This window comes from Herbaspirillum seropedicae (assembly GCF_001040945.1).
In the GTDB taxonomy this organism is placed as follows: Bacteria; Pseudomonadota; Gammaproteobacteria; order Burkholderiales; family Burkholderiaceae_D; genus Herbaspirillum; species Herbaspirillum seropedicae.
Genome location: NZ_CP011930.1, coordinates 2,900,503 through 2,915,679, shown reverse-complemented (window position 1 = coordinate 2,915,679; position 15,177 = coordinate 2,900,503). Strand labels below are relative to the sequence as shown.

Genomic DNA, 15,177 nt, shown 5'->3' with positions numbered 1-15,177 from the left:
GCAGGCGCTGGGGCGTTGGCAGAACATTGTCGCCATGTTAACGCGTGGGCCGCCCCGGCGCAAAGCGATTTACACCCTGCACCGCAGGCTTGGCCAGGCCGCCCTTAGCCGCGCGCCGGGATGTTCAGGCCGCGCACCACCGCTGGCCGCGCGACGAAGGCCTCCAGCGCCCGCGCCACATGCGGGAAGTCCTGGAAGCCCACCAGGTCGGCGGCTTCATAGAAGCCGATCAGGTTGCGGATCCACGGGAAGGTGGCGATGTCGGCGATGGAGTAGGCGTCGCCGCCCAGCCATTGGCTCTGCGCCAGGCGCTTGTCCATTACGCCCAGCAGGCGCTTGGACTCGTTGACATAGCGGTCGCGCGGACGCTTGTCCTCGTATTCCTTGCCGGCAAAGCGATGGAAGAAGCCCAGTTGGCCGAACATCGGACCCACCCCGCCCATCTGGAACATCACCCACTGGATCACCTGGTAGCGCGCAGCGGCGTCGGCAGGGAGGAACTGGCCGGTCTTCTCGGCCAGGTACAGCAGGATCGCCCCCGACTCGAACAGGGGCAGCGGCTGGCCGCCAGGGCCGTTGGGATCGATGATGGCGGGGATCTTGTTGTTCGGGTTCAGCGACAGGAACTCCGGCGACATCTGGTCATTGGTCTCGAAGCTCACCAGGTGGGCTTCGTAGGGCAGGCCGGTTTCTTCCAGCATGATCGAGACCTTCACGCCATTGGGCGTGGGCAGCGAATAGAGCTGGATGCGGTCAGGGTGCTGGGCCGGCCATTTCTGGTCGATGGCGAAAGAGGACAGGGCGTGGGGCATGAGGGTTTCCTAGGCAGCAGAAAATTGGGGATCGAATTCCTGCGCGAATTTCTCGAAGGCCTCCACCGTCACCGGACGGCAGAAGAAATACCCCTGGTAGGCATGGCACCCCGCATCGGCCAGGAAGCTGCGCTGGGCGTCGGTCTCCACGCCTTCGGCAATGACACCCAGGCCCAGGCTCTGGGCCAGGTTGACGATGGTCTTGGCAATCGAGGCGTCGTTGGGGTCGATGAGGACATCGCGCACGAAGGACTGGTCGATTTTAAGCTGATTCAGCGGCAGCCGCTTGAGGTAGGACAGCGAGGAGTAGCCGGTGCCGAAATCGTCCAGCGAGAACTCCACGCCATAGGCCTTCAGGGCAAACATCTTCTGGATGATGTCTTCGACGTTGTCCACCAGCAGGCTTTCGGTCAGCTCCAGCTTGAGGCGGCGCGGATTGGCGCCGGTGCGCTCGATGGTGTCCAGCACCGTCTGCACGAAGTCGGGCTCGCGCAATTGCGGCGCGCTGACGTTGACGGCAATGCTCAGGTCCGCCATCTGCGGCTGCGCTGCCCAGGTGGCCAACTGGCGGCAGGCGGTTTCCAGCACCCAGTTGCCCAGCGAGAGGATCAGGCCGGTCTCTTCGGCCAGCGGGATGAAATCGCCCGGCGGCACCATGCCGCGCTGCGGATGCTGCCAGCGCACCAGCACTTCGGCGCCGGTGACGCGACCGCCTTCGACCACCTGCGGCTGGTAGTGCAGCAGCAGCTGGTTGCCGTCGATGGCCTTGCGCAGGCCCGCTTCCAGGGTGGCGCGTTCCAGCACGGCGGTCTGCATGGCCGGGTCGAAGAAGCGCAGGGCGTTGCGGCCGGTTTCCTTGGCCTTGTACATGGCCAGGTCGGCCTGTTTCATGAGCTCATCCACCGAGGCCGCGCGACCCAGGAAGACCGTGGCGCCGATGCTGGCGGTGGTGCGGTATTCGACATCGTCGAGCTGGTAGGTCGAGCCCAGCGCCGTGAGGATCTTCTCGCCGATGGCGCGGGTCTGGGTGGCCGCTTCCTGTTGCAGTTCGTTGAGGCCTTCGAGCACCACCACGAATTCGTCGCCGCCCACGCGCGCCACGGTATCGTTTTCACGCACATTGGCCAGCAGGCGCTGGGCCACCTGTTTCAGGAGGGTGTCGCCCTTTTCGTGGCCGATGGTGTCGTTCAAGGTCTTGAAGTGATCCAGGTCGATGAACAGCAGGGCCGCGCAGGTCTTGGTGCGCAACGAAAGGGCGATGGCCTGCTTGAGCCGGTCCAGCAGCAAGGTGCGGTTGGGCAGGCGGGTCAGGGCGTCGAAGAAGGCCAGCTCGCGGATGCGCTCCTCGGCCAGCTTGCGGTCGCTGATGTCGTGATGGGTGCTCACGTAGTGGGTGACCTGCTGGTCCTTGTTCTTCACGGCCGAGATGGTCAGCCATTCGGGATAGACCTCGCCGTTCTTGCGGCGGTCCCAGATCTCGCCCTGCCACTTGCCGAAGCGGCGGATGCTCTCGCGCATCTCCTGGAAGAAGGCCGGGCCGTGGCGGTCCGAGCGCAGCAGGTTGGGGTGCTTGCCGACGATCTCTTCGGCGCTATAGCCGGTGATCTCGGTGAAGGCCTTGTTCACGCGCAGGATCTTGCTGTTGGCGTCGGTGATGAGCATGCCCTCGCGGGAATCGAAGGCCACTGCCGAGATGCGCAGCTCGGCCTCGATCTGCTTGCGATCGGTGATGTCGCGGCTGCTGGTGCGGAAACCCGTGAAGCGCCCCTGGGCGTCATGGATCGGTGCGCACGACAGGGCCAGCCAGAACACCGAGCCATCCTTGCGCACGCAGCGCAGTTCGACGTCTTCGCGCTTCTGGCCGTCCATGCAGCGGGCCAGCTCGGCGCGGATGCGCGGTTCGTCTTCCGGGTGGGCGATGGTGCCGATGAAGTCGTCCATGGCCAGGCATTCCTCCACCGTATAGCCGGTGTAGTCCAGCACTGCGTGGTTGATCCAGCGCGGCCGTCCATCCAGGCCCCACCACACTTCCCAGTTGACGGTGCAATCGGCGATGGCGCGGAACTGTTCTTCGCTGGCGCGCAGCTCGGCCGTCATCTTCTGCGCCAGCCGCACCGCCCGCACCCGGCTCGATACCATCAGCCAGGCCAGCAGGGCCAGGCTCAGGCTCATGGCAATGCCGGTGGTGGCGATGAGGGGTTCGGCATTGCGTCCGAATTGCGCATGGAAGGCGGCGTTGGTACGCAGCGTCAGGGTCCAGTTGTGGTTGCCCACGACCACGTATTCATCGGCCGACAGGCGGGTTGCCTGGGGGGCTTCCTCATGCTGGCGCGACTGGTAGAGCAGGGCCTGCGGGGTGGCCTGCACGCCGTCGTAGAGGGAAAAGACGATGGTGTGCGAATTCTCGCCATAGAGACTGGCGATGACGTCGCTCATGCGGAAGGTGGCGTGGACCCAGCCGACCAGGCTGGCGCGCCGTTGTGCGATGGTGGTCGGTGGCTTGCCGCGCTCATAGAGCGGCAGGTACATCATGAAGGTGGGATAGCGCTGGCCATCGGCGGCCAGTACTTCGACCTTGCCGGAGATGGTGGCCATGCCGGAATCCCTGGCCTTTTCCATGGCGCTGCGGCGCACCGGATCGGACCACTGGTCAAAGCCGAAGGGCGTACGGTTGCGTCCCACATAGGGTTCACGCAGCACGGTGGGGGCATAGGCGCTGCGTTCGCCGGCGGGCCGGATCTGGTAGCCGCCCTCCAGGCCTTGCCGCTCCATGCGCGCCAGATGCGCGGGCAAGGCCGCAGCCGGCACCCATTCTTCCACCGCGATGGCCTGGATGCCGGAGAAGTTGGCGTCCAGGTTGAGCGCCTGGACGTAGTCGCGGAACTGGCTGCGATCGATCGCGCCCGTGGCGGCCACCAGTCCCTGTACGCCATGCAGCATCTGTTCGTAGGACGCCATGCGCTGTTCGATACGGCTGACCGTCTCACGCAGCACCGAGGCGAATTGCGTGTGCAACTCCTTGTTGGCGGCTTCGCGCTCGTGGTTCCAGGCGGTCCAGGTCACACCCAGGCCGGTGACCAGGATCACCAGCGGCAGCAGGATCAGGCGGATCCAGTTCACGGCTTGCTCTGGAACTGAACCATGGAGGCCGCCAGTTCAGCGTTGAAGTATTTCTGGAAGATGCGCAGCACCGTGCCATCGGCCCGCATGCCATCGACCAGGGCGCGCCACTTGTCCTGCTCGGCGGGCGACAAGGCCTTGCGCGACATGATCAGGCCATGCGGCACCGAAGGATCATCGAAGCTGATGATGGTGGTGGCGTCGCGGATGCGCTTTTCCTGGACCACGGGATAGTCGAAGGGCTCCATGATCATGCCCTGGATGCGGTCAAGCAGCAGGGCGTCGTAGAGCGGCTCCAGCCCCCCGGCCTGGCTCACGCGATTGCTGGCGGTGAGCTGGTCCACCATGCGGTTGGCATTGGCGCTGTAGCGAAAGCCGCGGATGACGCCCAGATGGAAACGCTCGTTGCGGGTCACGTCGGCCAGTTGCATGACACCGGCGTCCTTGCGCACCAGCAGGTAGTACTTGTTGCTGAAGTACCAGGCGAAAGAGGCGAACTGGTCGCGCTGCGCATTGGTGATGCCCGAGAGGCTGAAGTCGAGCGCGCCGGATTCGATCAGTTGCCAGATGCGCGCACGCGACATCAGGCTGACATTGACCTTGCAGCCGCTGCGCCGGATCAGTTCATCGGCAAAGTCCTTGTCGATACCGGTGTCGGTGGCCGATGAATAGAGCAGGCCGTGATCGTGCAGCGCTAGCGTGTAGGGACGCGAGCAGTCGGGGCCGGATGCGGCAGGGGGGCTGGCGGCCAGGCTGGCGGGGGAGGCAGACAGCGCCAGACTCACTATGGCCGCGCTCGCGCAGACGCGCAGGACGCGCTGGCGAAAGAAATGACTGAAAATACCGCCCCCCAATGGATGCTCAACATTCGGATGCGGCCGGGCCATGGCGCAACGATGCGTTCGAACCCCGCCGACATTCCTCCCTGAACGGTCGCGTGGCAACCGTTTATATTCATTTGCTGATTTCCCGGCCTGAAGGAAAACTGGTCATGTGGTATGACAACTCTAACCAACAATTGTGCCGGAAGGCGCAACAGCACTGGCTTAGCGCCTGATCAACGTCGGGGGATGTTACCCGAGCATGTTCCAATGCGCAACACAATGCGGGGCGCTTTCCACGGCATTTAGGGGAGGGGGGCGCAGGGGCAGCTGCGCAGCGCCGTAGCGCTGCGCCAGCTCGTCAGTGCCTGCGCTACGCCCAGCGCGGCGCAGGCGAGGAGGACCAGCCTCAGATGAACATGCCGCCCGAGACTTCCACGCGCTGGGCATTGATCCAGCCATTGTCCGGCCGCAGCAGCGAGGCGATGGCCGCGCCGATGTCGTCAGGCAGGCCGGCCCGGCCCAGCGCGGTCTGATGGGCCACGAAGCTGTTGAGCTCGGCATTGTCGCGCACCCGGCCACCGCCGAAGTCGGTTTCGATCGCACCCGGCGCCACCGTGTTGACGACGATGCCACGTGCGCCGAACTCCTTGGCCATGTAGCGCGTCATGACTTCGACGCCGCCCTTCATGCTGGCGTAGGCCGCGTAGCCGGGCAGCGAGAAGCGCGCCAGCCCGCTGGAAATGTTGATGATGCGACCACCCTGCGCCAACAGCGGCAGCAGCGCCTGGGTCAGGAAGAAGGGGCCCTTGAGATGGACCTTGAAGAGCGCATCGAAGACCGCCTCGCTGGTTTCTTCGATGCTGGCATGCATGCCCATGCCGCCATTGTTGACCAGGTAGTGGAAGTGCTCAGCCTGCCAGTGCGTCTTGAGCGCCTCGCGCACGGCCTGGGCAAAGGCGGGGAAGCTGGCGCTGTCGGCCAGGTCCAGCCGCAGCGCCGCGGCCACGGCGCCCAGCGCCTGGAGTTCGGCCACGGTCGCCTCGGCGGCCTGTTGGTTGCCGACGTAGGTGAGGATGACGCCGGCGCCATCGCGCGCCAGATGCAGGGCAGTGTTCTTGCCCAGGCCGCGGCTGCCGCCGGTGATCAGGGCAATGCGGGGGGATTGGGTGGGGGTGTTCATGTCGGGCTCCTTGGTTGCGGGTGATGGGATGGACAACGGAGCCCAGTATATTGAGAAGATTTTTCTTAATAAATTTCGCAATTGCTATTAGACTTTTCAATATCCAATAATAATCAACCCTCAACGACCGGGCAGGATCATGCATCAGCTAGACACCCTCAGGATCTTCCAGCGCGTGGCCGAACTGGCCAGCTTCAGTGGCGCGGCGCGCCAGCTGGGCCTGCCCAATGCCAGCGTATCGCTGGCCATCCAGCAACTGGAACAGATGCTGGGCACGCGCCTGCTCCAGCGCACCACCCGGCGGGTGCAACTGACCGCCGACGGCGAAGCCTTCTACCGGCGCAGCAGGGAATTGCTGGATGAGTTCGAGTCGCTGCGGGGCATGTTCCACGACGGCGCCCAGGCCTTGAGCGGCCGGTTGCGGGTGGACATGTCCAGCGCCATGGCGCGCGAGGTGGTGCTGCCGGCCTTGCCGAGCTTCCTTGACAAGCATCCGCAACTGGAGATCGAGCTGTCGGCCAGCGACCGCCGCGTGGACTTGGTGGCCGAGGGCTTTGATTGCGTGCTGCGCACCGGCACGCTGGACGACTCCTCGCTGGTGGCCCGTCCCATCGGCCATCTGGTGCAGATCAATTGCGCCAGCCCGGAATATCTGCGGCGTTACGGCACCCCGCAGACGTTGGAGGACCTGGCCCAGCACCGGCTGGTGCATTACCGCCAGGTGCTGGGTGGGCGTTCACCCGGCTGGGAATGGTTCGACGGCCAGCAGACGCGCAGCCTGCCCATGGCCGGCAGCATCACCGTCAACAGCACCGAGACCTATTACGCCGCCTGCCTGGCTGGGCTGGGCCTGATCCAGTTGCCGTTGGTGGGCGCACAGAAGCGCCAGATGCTCGATGGCGGCCACGTGGTCGAGGTGTTGCCGCAATACCGTCCCGCCCCCATGCCGGTGAGCCTGCTCTATGCCAGCCGTCGCCATGTGCCGGCGCGGCTGGCTGGGTTCATGGACTGGCTGCATGCCCTGATCTTCCCGCTGACCCAGGAAGGCGGCCTGACCCGTTGATGCGGTCAGCACGAGAGGACATCAGGCCAGCAGGGTGCGTCCCACCGGTTCGATGCTGACCGTGCCGCGCCCGATCTCGATGACGCGCCCGCCGACGCGGATCGCGCCTTCCTCGGATACGTCCAGGTACAGACGGGAAGGGCGCTCCACCGCCGCTCCCTGGTCGATGGCATGGCGCGCCGGCAAGGGGTGGCCATTGGCAAGGAGCCAAGCACCCAGGTTGGCGCAGGCCGAACCGGTGCCCGGGTCTTCGGCCACGCCGCCGCCTTGCTTGGTAAAGAAATAGCGCGACAGCACCTGGCCAGGTTCGGCAGGATCGAAGGCGAACAGGTAGGCGGTCTTGCGCCCGAGGCTGCTGACCGGCCACTGGTCCAGACGGCTGCTGTCGGGCTGGGCGCGGCGCACCGCCTCGGGCGTCTTCAGCGGCACCAGGAACTGGTCGGCGCCGGTATCGACCCACACCGGATCGCCGGCCAGATCGCTCTCCTGCAAGCCCAGCAGTGCTGCCGTCTGGGCGCGCGAGAGTGCGGCCGGGGTGATCCTGGGGCCGCCGGGGCAGGGCGCGGTGAAGGTCCAGATATCGCCGCGCGCCTGCACCGGCACGACCCCGGCCTTGAACTCCAGCGTCAGTGCATCGCCACAGCCCAGCAAGTCGCGCACGACGTGAGCGCTGCCCAGGGTGGGATGGCCGGCGAAGGGCATCTCGTAGCCGGTGGTGAAGATGCGCACCCGCGCATCGGCCACGGTCGAGGGCAGGATGAAGGTGGTCTCGGAGAGATTGAATTGCAGCGCCAGCGCCAGCATGGTGGCGTCATCCAGGCCACGGGCGTCTTCGAACACGCACAGGGGATTGCCGCCGAAGGTCGATTCGGCGAAGACGTTGAGCAGGCGATAGGCGTAGGTGGCAGGCATGGTCTTCCTCTTGATCGGGATGAGCTGTATTGAATTGGACTGTACAGTGAGGTCGATTGTATCGGTCACCTTGGCCACCCGACAGGTACAGTTCCATCACCGTCAACGATACAGTTGCGGCACGCTTGGCGGCATTCCTCGGCGGGTATAGTTTTTACTTATATCCCCATCCTCATTCGGTATTTCCTGCCTGGCCCGCCCTGCAGATAGACTTCAGTCACAGCAGTTTTCGAGACGGAGATTGTTGTGTTGACCGCTACCACGGTCGAAGTGTCTGGCAGTGATGCACCGTACCCGGCGCAGTAATGGCAGACGCTATCTGAAACAAAAATTTTGGAGACAAGCAATGCAGATCCGTTCGGCAGCTGAGCCTGCCGCAGCGACCACGCCTACCGTAGAAGGCGTTGGCGGCTGCGACCAGGCTGCGACCCAAGTGAGCGCTCACTGGCCGGTCCCTTCTCCGGAGTCTTCCGATACTCCGGCAGCGGACCCCCTTGCGAAAGACGGCTTGCCTACCGTCCTCGCATCCTCTACCGATGATGTCCCGCTGGCCCCGGTCAGCCTGGACGACAAATACACCGCCACGACCGGCGCCATCTATCTCTCCGGCATCCAGGCCCTGGTGCGCCTGCCGCTGCTGCAGCAGATCCGCGACCGGGCGGCGGGACTCAATACGGCCGGTTTCATTTCCGGCTATCGCGGTTCGCCCCTGGGCGGACTGGATGAGGCGCTCTGGCACGCCCAGCCGCATCTGGCGGCGCATCGCGTGAAGTTCCAGCCGGGCGTGAACGAAGACATGGCCGCCACCGCCGTATGGGGGACGCAGCAGGTCAAGCTGATCGGCCCTTCCGACTATGACGGCGTCTACGCCATGTGGTACGGCAAGGGGCCCGGCGTGGATCGCTGCGGCGATGTGTTGAAGCACATGAACCATGCCGGCACCTCGGCCCATGGCGGCGTGCTGCTGGTGGCGGGGGATGACCACGGCGCCTACTCGTCGACGCTGCCGCACCAGTCCGACCACATCTTCTCGGCATCGATGATCCCGATGCTCTATCCCTGCAATGTGCAGGAATACCTGGACCTGGGCCTGCATGGCTGGGCCATGTCGCGCTATTCCGGCTGCGTGGTGGGCTTCAAGGCGCTGGCCGATACGGTCGAGTCGAGCGCCTCGGTGGATGCCGATCCCTTCCGCGTCCAGATCAGGCTGCCCAGCGACTTCGTCATGCCCGAAGGCGGGCTCAACGCACGGCTCTCCACCGACACGCTGGGCGTACAGGCGCGCAAGCAGGAAGCGCTGATGCAGGACTACAAGATCTATGCCGCGCTCGCCTACGCCCGCGCCAATCGCCTCAACCGCGTGATGATCGATAGCCCCAAGGCGCGGCTGGGCATCATCGCCTCCGGCAAATCCTATCTCGATGTGCTGGAGGCCTTGTCCGAACTGGGCATCGACGAAGCCTTTGCGGCCGAGATCGGCCTGCGCCTGTTCAAGGTATCGATGCCTTGGCCGCTGGAACCGGATGGCGTGCGCGAGTTCGCCCAGGGCCTGGACGAAATCCTGGTGGTGGAAGAAAAACGCCAGATGGTCGAGTATCAGCTCAAGGAACAGCTCTACAACTGGCGCGACGATGTGCGCCCGCGCGTGATCGGCAAGTTCGACGAGAAGGGCGAGTGGGTGGCCCCGCGCGGCGAGTGGCTGCTGACTTCCAAGGCCGATTTTTCGGTGGCGCAGATTGCCCGCGTGATCGCCGCGCGCATCGCGCGTTTCCATACCAGCGACCTGATCAAGGCGCGCCTGGCCTTCCTCGACGCCAAGGACGCGGTGCTGTCCAAGGCCGTCAACACACCGCCGCGGCCGGCCTATTACTGTTCGGGCTGCCCGCACAACAGTTCGACCCGGGTGCCCGAGGGCAGCTTCGCCCTGGCCGGCATCGGTTGCCATGTGATGGCCACGGCCATCTATCCCGAATTCAACAAGCTGACCACCCACATGGGCGGCGAGGGCGCGCCCTGGATCGGGCAGGCGCCTTTCTCCAAGGTGCCGCATGTGTTCGCCAACCTGGGCGATGGCACCTATTTCCATTCGGGCTACCTGGCCATCCGCGCCGCCGTCGCAGCCAAGGTCAACATGACCTACAAGATCCTCTACAACGATGCCGTGGCCATGACCGGCGGCCAGCCCGTCGATGGCACGGTGTCGGTGCCGATGATCGCCCAGCAGATGGCCGCTGAAGGCGTGCAGCGCATTGCGTTGGTCTCTGAAGACCCAGGCCGCTACGCTGATCGCAGCAGCCTGCCCGCCGCCGTCACGGTGCATGACCGCAAGGACATGGATGCGGTCCAGCGCGAACTGCGCGAGCTGCCTGGCGTCACCGTCATCATCTATGACCAGACCTGCGCCGCCGAGAAGCGCCGCCGCCGCAAGAAAGGGGACTATCCCGATCCCAACCAGCGGCTCTTCATCAACGCCGCCGTCTGCGAGGGCTGCGGCGATTGCGGCGTGCAATCGAACTGCACCTCCATCCTGCCGCTGGAAACCGATCTGGGACGCAAGCGCGTCATCGACCAGTCTTCCTGCAACAAGGATTATTCTTGCGTGAAGGGCTTCTGCCCCAGCTTCGTGACGGTCACTGGCGGTAAGCTCAGGAAGTCGCGCACCGGCGTCTCCCGGCAGGAAGAGCGCGATGACTTCGGCCTCTTGCCGCAACCGGTCTTGCCGGCCTGCGACACGCCCTTCAACATCCTCATCAATGGCATCGGCGGCACCGGCGTCATCACCATCGGCGCGCTCATGGGCATGGCCGCGCACCTGGAAGGCAAGGGCGCGTCGGTGCTGGACATGACGGGCATGTCGCAAAAGAATGGTTCGGTGACTTCCCACGTGCGCATCGCTGCACGTCGCGACGCCATCCGCGCCCAGCGCATCGCCACCGGCGAAGCCGATCTGGTGCTGGGTTGCGACATGCTCACTGCGGGCGCCTTCGACGCCATTTCCAAGATGCGGCCCGGTCGCACCCGGGCGGTGGTCAACCTGCACCAGCAACCGCCGGGTCAGTTCGCCAGGAATCCGGACTGGGAATTCCCGGTCGAGGAGGTCAAGGCGCTCATCGTCGAATCGGTGGGCCAGCAGGCCGACTTCATCGACGCCACCCGCCTGGCCACCGCCCTCATGGGCGACTCCATCGCCACCAACCTCTTCATGCTGGGCTATGCCTGGCAGCGCGGCGAACTGCCGTTGACGGAGGCGTCGCTGCTGCGCGCCATCGAGCTCAACGGCGTGGCCGTGCAGGCCAACAAGACCGCCTTTGCCTGGGGCCGCCGCGCCGCCGTCGATCTGGCCAGGGTGGAACAGATCGCCGTGCCGGCGCAACCGGTGCTGCTGCATCTGCCGCAAAGCCTGGACCAGCTCATCAAGCGCCGCGTGAGCCTGCTCACCGACTACCAGGACGCCGCCTATGCCGCCCAGTTCCTGGAAGTGGTCGAGGCCGTGCGTGCCGCCGAGGCGGCGCTGGGCAGCGACAAATTGGCCACGGCGGTGGCGCGCAACCTCTCCAGGTTGATGGCCTACAAGGATGAATACGAAGTCGCGCGGCTCTATACCAATGGCCAGTTCCAGAAGGAGCTGGCGCAGCAGTTCGAGGGCGACTTCAGCCTCAGCTTCCATCTCGCGCCCCCCCTCCTGGCCCGCAAGGATGGCCAGGGCCACCTGCTCAAGGCGCGCTACGGCGGCTGGGTGATGCAGGCCTTCAAGCTGCTGGCGCGCATGAAGGGCCTGCGCGGCGGGCTGCTGGACCTGTTCGGCCACACCGAAGAACGGCGCATGGAGCGCGAGCTGATCGTCCAATACCGCCAACTGGTGCTGGATCTGCTGCCGCGCCTGACGGCCGCCAACCTGGCCACGGCCATCGAACTGGCGCAATTGCCGGAACAGGTGCGCGGCTACGGTCACGTCAAGCTGAAGGCTGTGCACGCCATGCGCACGCGCCAGCAGCAATTGCTGGCGGTGTTCGCACAGGCCGGCCAGTCAAGGCTGGAAGAGGCGGCCTGAGCCGAGGCTGGCGCGCTGTCGTTATCAATGTCGCGCCAGTGACAACTGCCCTGCATGATTTCCATTAAGCTACAGGCCACTGGCGGGATACCCTGAGCCCGCAAGGCCAAGACAAGACAACGAACAGGAGACAAGCATGGATTTTGAACTGAACCAGGACCAGCTCGCCTTCCAGCAGAGCGCACGCGACTTCGCGGCGGGCGAGATGGCGCCCTTCGCCGCCAAGTGGGACGAGGAGGCGCATTTCCCCCTGGACGTGATTGCCAAGGCGGGCGAGCTGGGTTTCTGCGGGCTCTACACGCCCGAAGCCGATGGCGGCCTGGGCCTCTCGCGCCTGGACGCCACGGTGGTCTTTGAAGAACTGGCGCGGGCCTGCACCTCGACGGCGGCCTACCTCACCATCCACAACATGGTCAGCTGGATGATCGCCAGCTGGGGCCAGCCTTCGCTGAAGGCGCAATGGTGCGAACAGTTGGCGGCGGGCCGCAAGATAGGCTCCTACTGCCTGACCGAGCCCGGTTCCGGTTCCGATGCGGCCTCGCTCAAGACCACTGCGCGGCTGGAGGACGGCCATTATGTCCTCAACGGTTCCAAGGCCTTCATCTCCGGCGCGGGCAGCACCGACGTGCTGGTGGTGATGGCGCGCACCGGCGGCGAAGGCGCACGCGGGGTCTCGGCCATCGTGGTGCCGGGCAATGCGCCAGGCGTCAGCTATGGCAAGAAGGAAAGCAAGATGGGCTGGAACAGCCAGCCTACCCGCACCATCAGCTTCGACAACGTCAAGGTGCCGGCGGATCATCTGCTGGGGCAAGAAGGGCAGGGCTTCATCTTTGCCATGAAGGGGCTCGATGGCGGGCGCATCAACATCGCCACCTGTTCGGTGGGCGCGGCCCAGGCGGCGCTGGATGCGGCCCATGCCTACATGAAGGAGCGTAAGCAGTTCGGCCGCCCCATCGCCGATTTCCAGGCGCTGCAATTCAAGCTGGCCGACATGCAGACCGAGCTGGTGGCTGCGCGCCAGATGGTGCGCCTGGCCGCCACCAAGCTGGACGCCGGTTCGCCCGAGGCCACCACCTATTGCGCCATGGCCAAGCGCCTGGCCACCGACCTGGGCTTCCGGGTCTGCAACGAGGCCCTGCAATTGCATGGCGGCTATGGCTACATCCGTGAATACCCGCTGGAACGCTATTTCCGCGACGTGCGCGTGCACCAGATATTGGAGGGCACCAATGAAATCATGCGCGTCATCATCTCGCGCAAGCTGCTGGACCGCGACAACCTCGACGACATCCGCTGACCTATTGCAAGGAAGAGCATGACCACCTATACCAACCTGAAGCTGGAAAAGACCGGACACACCGCCGTGCTGACCCTGTCCAACCCGCCCGCCAATACCTGGACCCGCGCGGCGCTGGCCGACCTGACGCGCCTGGTCAAGGAGCTCAACGCCGACCGCGACATCTACACCCTGGTCGTGACGGGCGAAGGCGAGAAATTTTTCTCGGCAGGCGCCGACCTGAAACTCTTCGCCGATGGCGACAAGGCCATGGCGCGCGAGATGGCGCGGCGCTTCGGTGAAGCCTTCGAGACCTTGTCGGCGTTTCGCGGCGTCTCCATTGCCGCCATCAATGGCTATGCCATGGGCGGCGGGCTGGAGTGCGCGCTGGCCTGCGATATCCGCATCGCCGAAGAACAGGCGCAGATGGCCTTGCCCGAAGCCGCCGTGGGCTTGCTGCCCTGCGCGGGCGGCACCCAGAACCTGCCCTGGCTGGTGGGCGAAGGCTGGGCCAAGCGCATGATCCTGTGCGGTGAGCGCGTCAATGCCGAGACCGCCCTGCGCATCGGCCTGGTGGAAGAAGTGGTGCCGCGCGGCCAGGCCCGCGAGCGTGCGCTGGCCTTGGCGCAGCAGGCGGAAAAGCAGAGCCCCTCGTCGGTGGCGGCCAGCAAGCAACTGATCCAGGGAGCGCGTCACAATCCCCTGGGCACGATCCTGCAGACCGAACGCGAACTGTTCGTCGATCTCTTCGATACGCAAGACCAGCGGGAAGGCGTCCAGGCCTTCCTCGAAAAGCGCAGTCCGCAATGGAAGAATCAGTAAAAGCCATTGAGCAGGGGCTGACGTTTTCTGCACCATGACCTGGTTTGACGCCTGAAACCCGGGCCTGGCGCGGTATGCCTGCGTGGGCGATCCGCTGTTGGATGAGCGTCGACGTTTTGTGTTAACGTGGGCGGCTTCGATCACCAGCGAGTCCGCGCATGCCTATCGTCTATCGCACCGACCACCGCATCACGGTGGAGCAATTCATCGATATCCTCTCCCGCACCTCGCTAGGAGAGCGCCGCCCACTGGACGACCGCGCCTGCATGCAGGCCATGGTCGAGCACGGCAATCTCATCGCCACTGCCTGGGACGGCGAGCGCCTCATCGGCGTAGCGCGCTGCGTGACCGATTTCGTCTATGCCTGCTACATGTCGGAGCTGGCCGTGGATACCGGCTACCAGCGCCAGGGCATCGGCAAGGAATTGATCCGCCATGCGCGCAGCCGCCTGGGGCCGCGCTGCCGCCTGCGCCTGCTGGCGGCGCCCGAAGCCACCGATTATTACGCCCATATCGGTTTCGCCCATAGCCCGCGCTGCTGGGAGCTGACGCCCGGCCATGAGCTGGTGGACTGAGACCACCTGCCACCCTCACTGCATTACACATTACATTGCCTTCCATGATCCAGATACACGCTTTTTCTCCCGAGCACGCCAGCGGCGTGGTCGAGGTCATCCTGCCGATCCAGCAACAGGAGTTCGAGATTCCCATCACCCTGGAAGGCCAGCCCGACCTGAAGGATATTCCCGGCTTCTACCAGAAGGGGCGGGGCAACTTCTGGGTGGCGCTCGATGCGGGCAAGGTGGTCGGGACGATTGCGCTGCTCGACATTGGCAATGAACAAGTGGCGCTGCGCAAGATGTTCGTGGCGGCCAGCCATCGTGGCCGGGAACATGGCACGGCGGCGCGCTTGCTGGAAGGGGCGGTGGCCTGGGCGCGGGCGCAGGGCGTGCGCCAGATCTTTCTCGGCACCACAGCCAAGTTCCTGGCCGCGCACCGCTTCTATGAAAAGAATGGCTTCAGGCAGATCGCGCAGGAGACACTGCCTGCCGCTTTCCCGGTGATGGTGGTCGATACCCGCTTCTACGCCCTGGACTGCGCCTGAGCGCAGGCAGGG

At 65.0% G+C, this 15,177-nt stretch carries 11 protein-coding genes; 6 read left to right on the top strand and 5 right to left on the bottom strand.

The window, feature by feature from the left end; genetic code table 11:
* Positions 1 to 104: 104 nt before the first annotated feature.
* The 4 genes from ACP92_RS12755 to ACP92_RS12740 form a co-directional block, all read right to left on the bottom strand.
* Positions 105 to 812, bottom strand: coding sequence for a glutathione S-transferase N-terminal domain-containing protein (locus ACP92_RS12755; protein WP_013234535.1), 708 nt, complete (start codon positions 810 to 812; stop codon positions 105 to 107).
* A gap of 9 nt (positions 813 to 821) precedes the next feature.
* Positions 822 to 3,932 (bottom strand): bifunctional diguanylate cyclase/phosphodiesterase, encoded by a 3,111-nt coding sequence (locus ACP92_RS12750; protein ID WP_013234534.1) that lies wholly within the window; start codon positions 3,930 to 3,932, stop codon positions 822 to 824.
* Positions 3,929 to 4,786: a substrate-binding periplasmic protein gene (locus tag ACP92_RS12745; protein WP_013234533.1), complete on the bottom strand. Its 858-nt coding sequence runs from the start codon at positions 4,784 to 4,786 to the stop codon at positions 3,929 to 3,931. The genes ACP92_RS12750 and ACP92_RS12745 overlap by 4 nt, the downstream gene beginning before the upstream one ends.
* Before the next feature lie 376 nt (positions 4,787 to 5,162).
* Complete coding sequence (locus tag ACP92_RS12740) at positions 5,163 to 5,936, bottom strand: SDR family NAD(P)-dependent oxidoreductase (RefSeq protein ID WP_013234532.1); 774 nt, start codon at positions 5,934 to 5,936, stop codon at positions 5,163 to 5,165.
* Between the two features lie 139 nt (positions 5,937 to 6,075).
* Here ACP92_RS12740 and ACP92_RS12735 point away from each other — a divergent pair, with 139 nt between their 5' ends.
* On the top strand, positions 6,076 to 6,999 hold the full coding sequence (locus tag ACP92_RS12735; protein WP_013234531.1) for a LysR family transcriptional regulator: 924 nt from the start codon (positions 6,076 to 6,078) through the stop codon (positions 6,997 to 6,999).
* A 21-nt stretch (positions 7,000 to 7,020) separates the two neighbouring features.
* Here ACP92_RS12735 and ACP92_RS12730 read toward each other — a convergent pair whose 3' ends face one another.
* Positions 7,021 to 7,911 carry a PhzF family phenazine biosynthesis protein gene (locus tag ACP92_RS12730; protein WP_013234530.1) on the bottom strand — a complete coding sequence of 297 codons (891 nt, stop codon included), beginning with the start codon at positions 7,909 to 7,911 and terminating at the stop codon, positions 7,021 to 7,023.
* Between the two features lie 508 nt (positions 7,912 to 8,419).
* Between ACP92_RS12730 and ACP92_RS12725 the strand changes: the two genes are divergently transcribed.
* The 5 genes from ACP92_RS12725 (at position 8,420) to ACP92_RS12705 (ending at position 15,165) form a co-directional block, all read left to right on the top strand.
* The gene (locus tag ACP92_RS12725; RefSeq protein ID WP_013234529.1) at positions 8,420 to 11,962 is read left to right on the top strand and encodes an indolepyruvate ferredoxin oxidoreductase family protein; all 3,543 of its coding nucleotides are present in this window, start codon (positions 8,420 to 8,422) and stop codon (positions 11,960 to 11,962) included.
* 136 nt (positions 11,963 to 12,098) lie between these two features.
* A complete protein-coding gene (locus ACP92_RS12720; protein ID WP_013234528.1) occupies positions 12,099 to 13,259 on the top strand; it encodes an acyl-CoA dehydrogenase family protein in 1,161 nt (386 codons plus the stop codon).
* Between the two features lie 18 nt (positions 13,260 to 13,277).
* On the top strand, positions 13,278 to 14,060 hold the full coding sequence (locus ACP92_RS12715; protein ID WP_013234527.1) for an enoyl-CoA hydratase: 783 nt from the start codon (positions 13,278 to 13,280) through the stop codon (positions 14,058 to 14,060).
* 158 nt (positions 14,061 to 14,218) lie between these two features.
* Positions 14,219 to 14,635 (top strand): GNAT family N-acetyltransferase, encoded by a 417-nt coding sequence (locus tag ACP92_RS12710; RefSeq protein WP_013234526.1) that lies wholly within the window; start codon positions 14,219 to 14,221, stop codon positions 14,633 to 14,635.
* Between the two features lie 44 nt (positions 14,636 to 14,679).
* A complete protein-coding gene (locus ACP92_RS12705; protein WP_041311904.1) occupies positions 14,680 to 15,165 on the top strand; it encodes a GNAT family N-acetyltransferase in 486 nt (161 codons plus the stop codon).
* Positions 15,166 to 15,177: the final 12 nt, after the last annotated feature.

What these genes read in the sequence shown, in the direction of transcription:
- ACP92_RS12730 (WP_013234530.1), bottom strand. Translation starts at nt 7,911, where the DNA reads ATGCCTGCCACCTACGCCTATCGCCTGCTCAACGTCTTCGCCGAATCG.
- ACP92_RS12715 (WP_013234527.1), top strand. Translation starts at nt 13,278, where the DNA reads ATGACCACCTATACCAACCTGAAGCTGGAAAAGACCGGACACACCGCC.
- ACP92_RS12705 (WP_041311904.1), top strand. Translation starts at nt 14,680, where the DNA reads ATGATCCAGATACACGCTTTTTCTCCCGAGCACGCCAGCGGCGTGGTC.
- ACP92_RS12755 (WP_013234535.1), bottom strand. Translation starts at nt 812, where the DNA reads ATGCCCCACGCCCTGTCCTCTTTCGCCATCGACCAGAAATGGCCGGCC.
- ACP92_RS12720 (WP_013234528.1), top strand. Translation starts at nt 12,099, where the DNA reads ATGGATTTTGAACTGAACCAGGACCAGCTCGCCTTCCAGCAGAGCGCA.
- ACP92_RS12735 (WP_013234531.1), top strand. Translation starts at nt 6,076, where the DNA reads ATGCATCAGCTAGACACCCTCAGGATCTTCCAGCGCGTGGCCGAACTG.
- ACP92_RS12710 (WP_013234526.1), top strand. Translation starts at nt 14,219, where the DNA reads ATGCCTATCGTCTATCGCACCGACCACCGCATCACGGTGGAGCAATTC.
- ACP92_RS12740 (WP_013234532.1), bottom strand. Translation starts at nt 5,936, where the DNA reads ATGAACACCCCCACCCAATCCCCCCGCATTGCCCTGATCACCGGCGGC.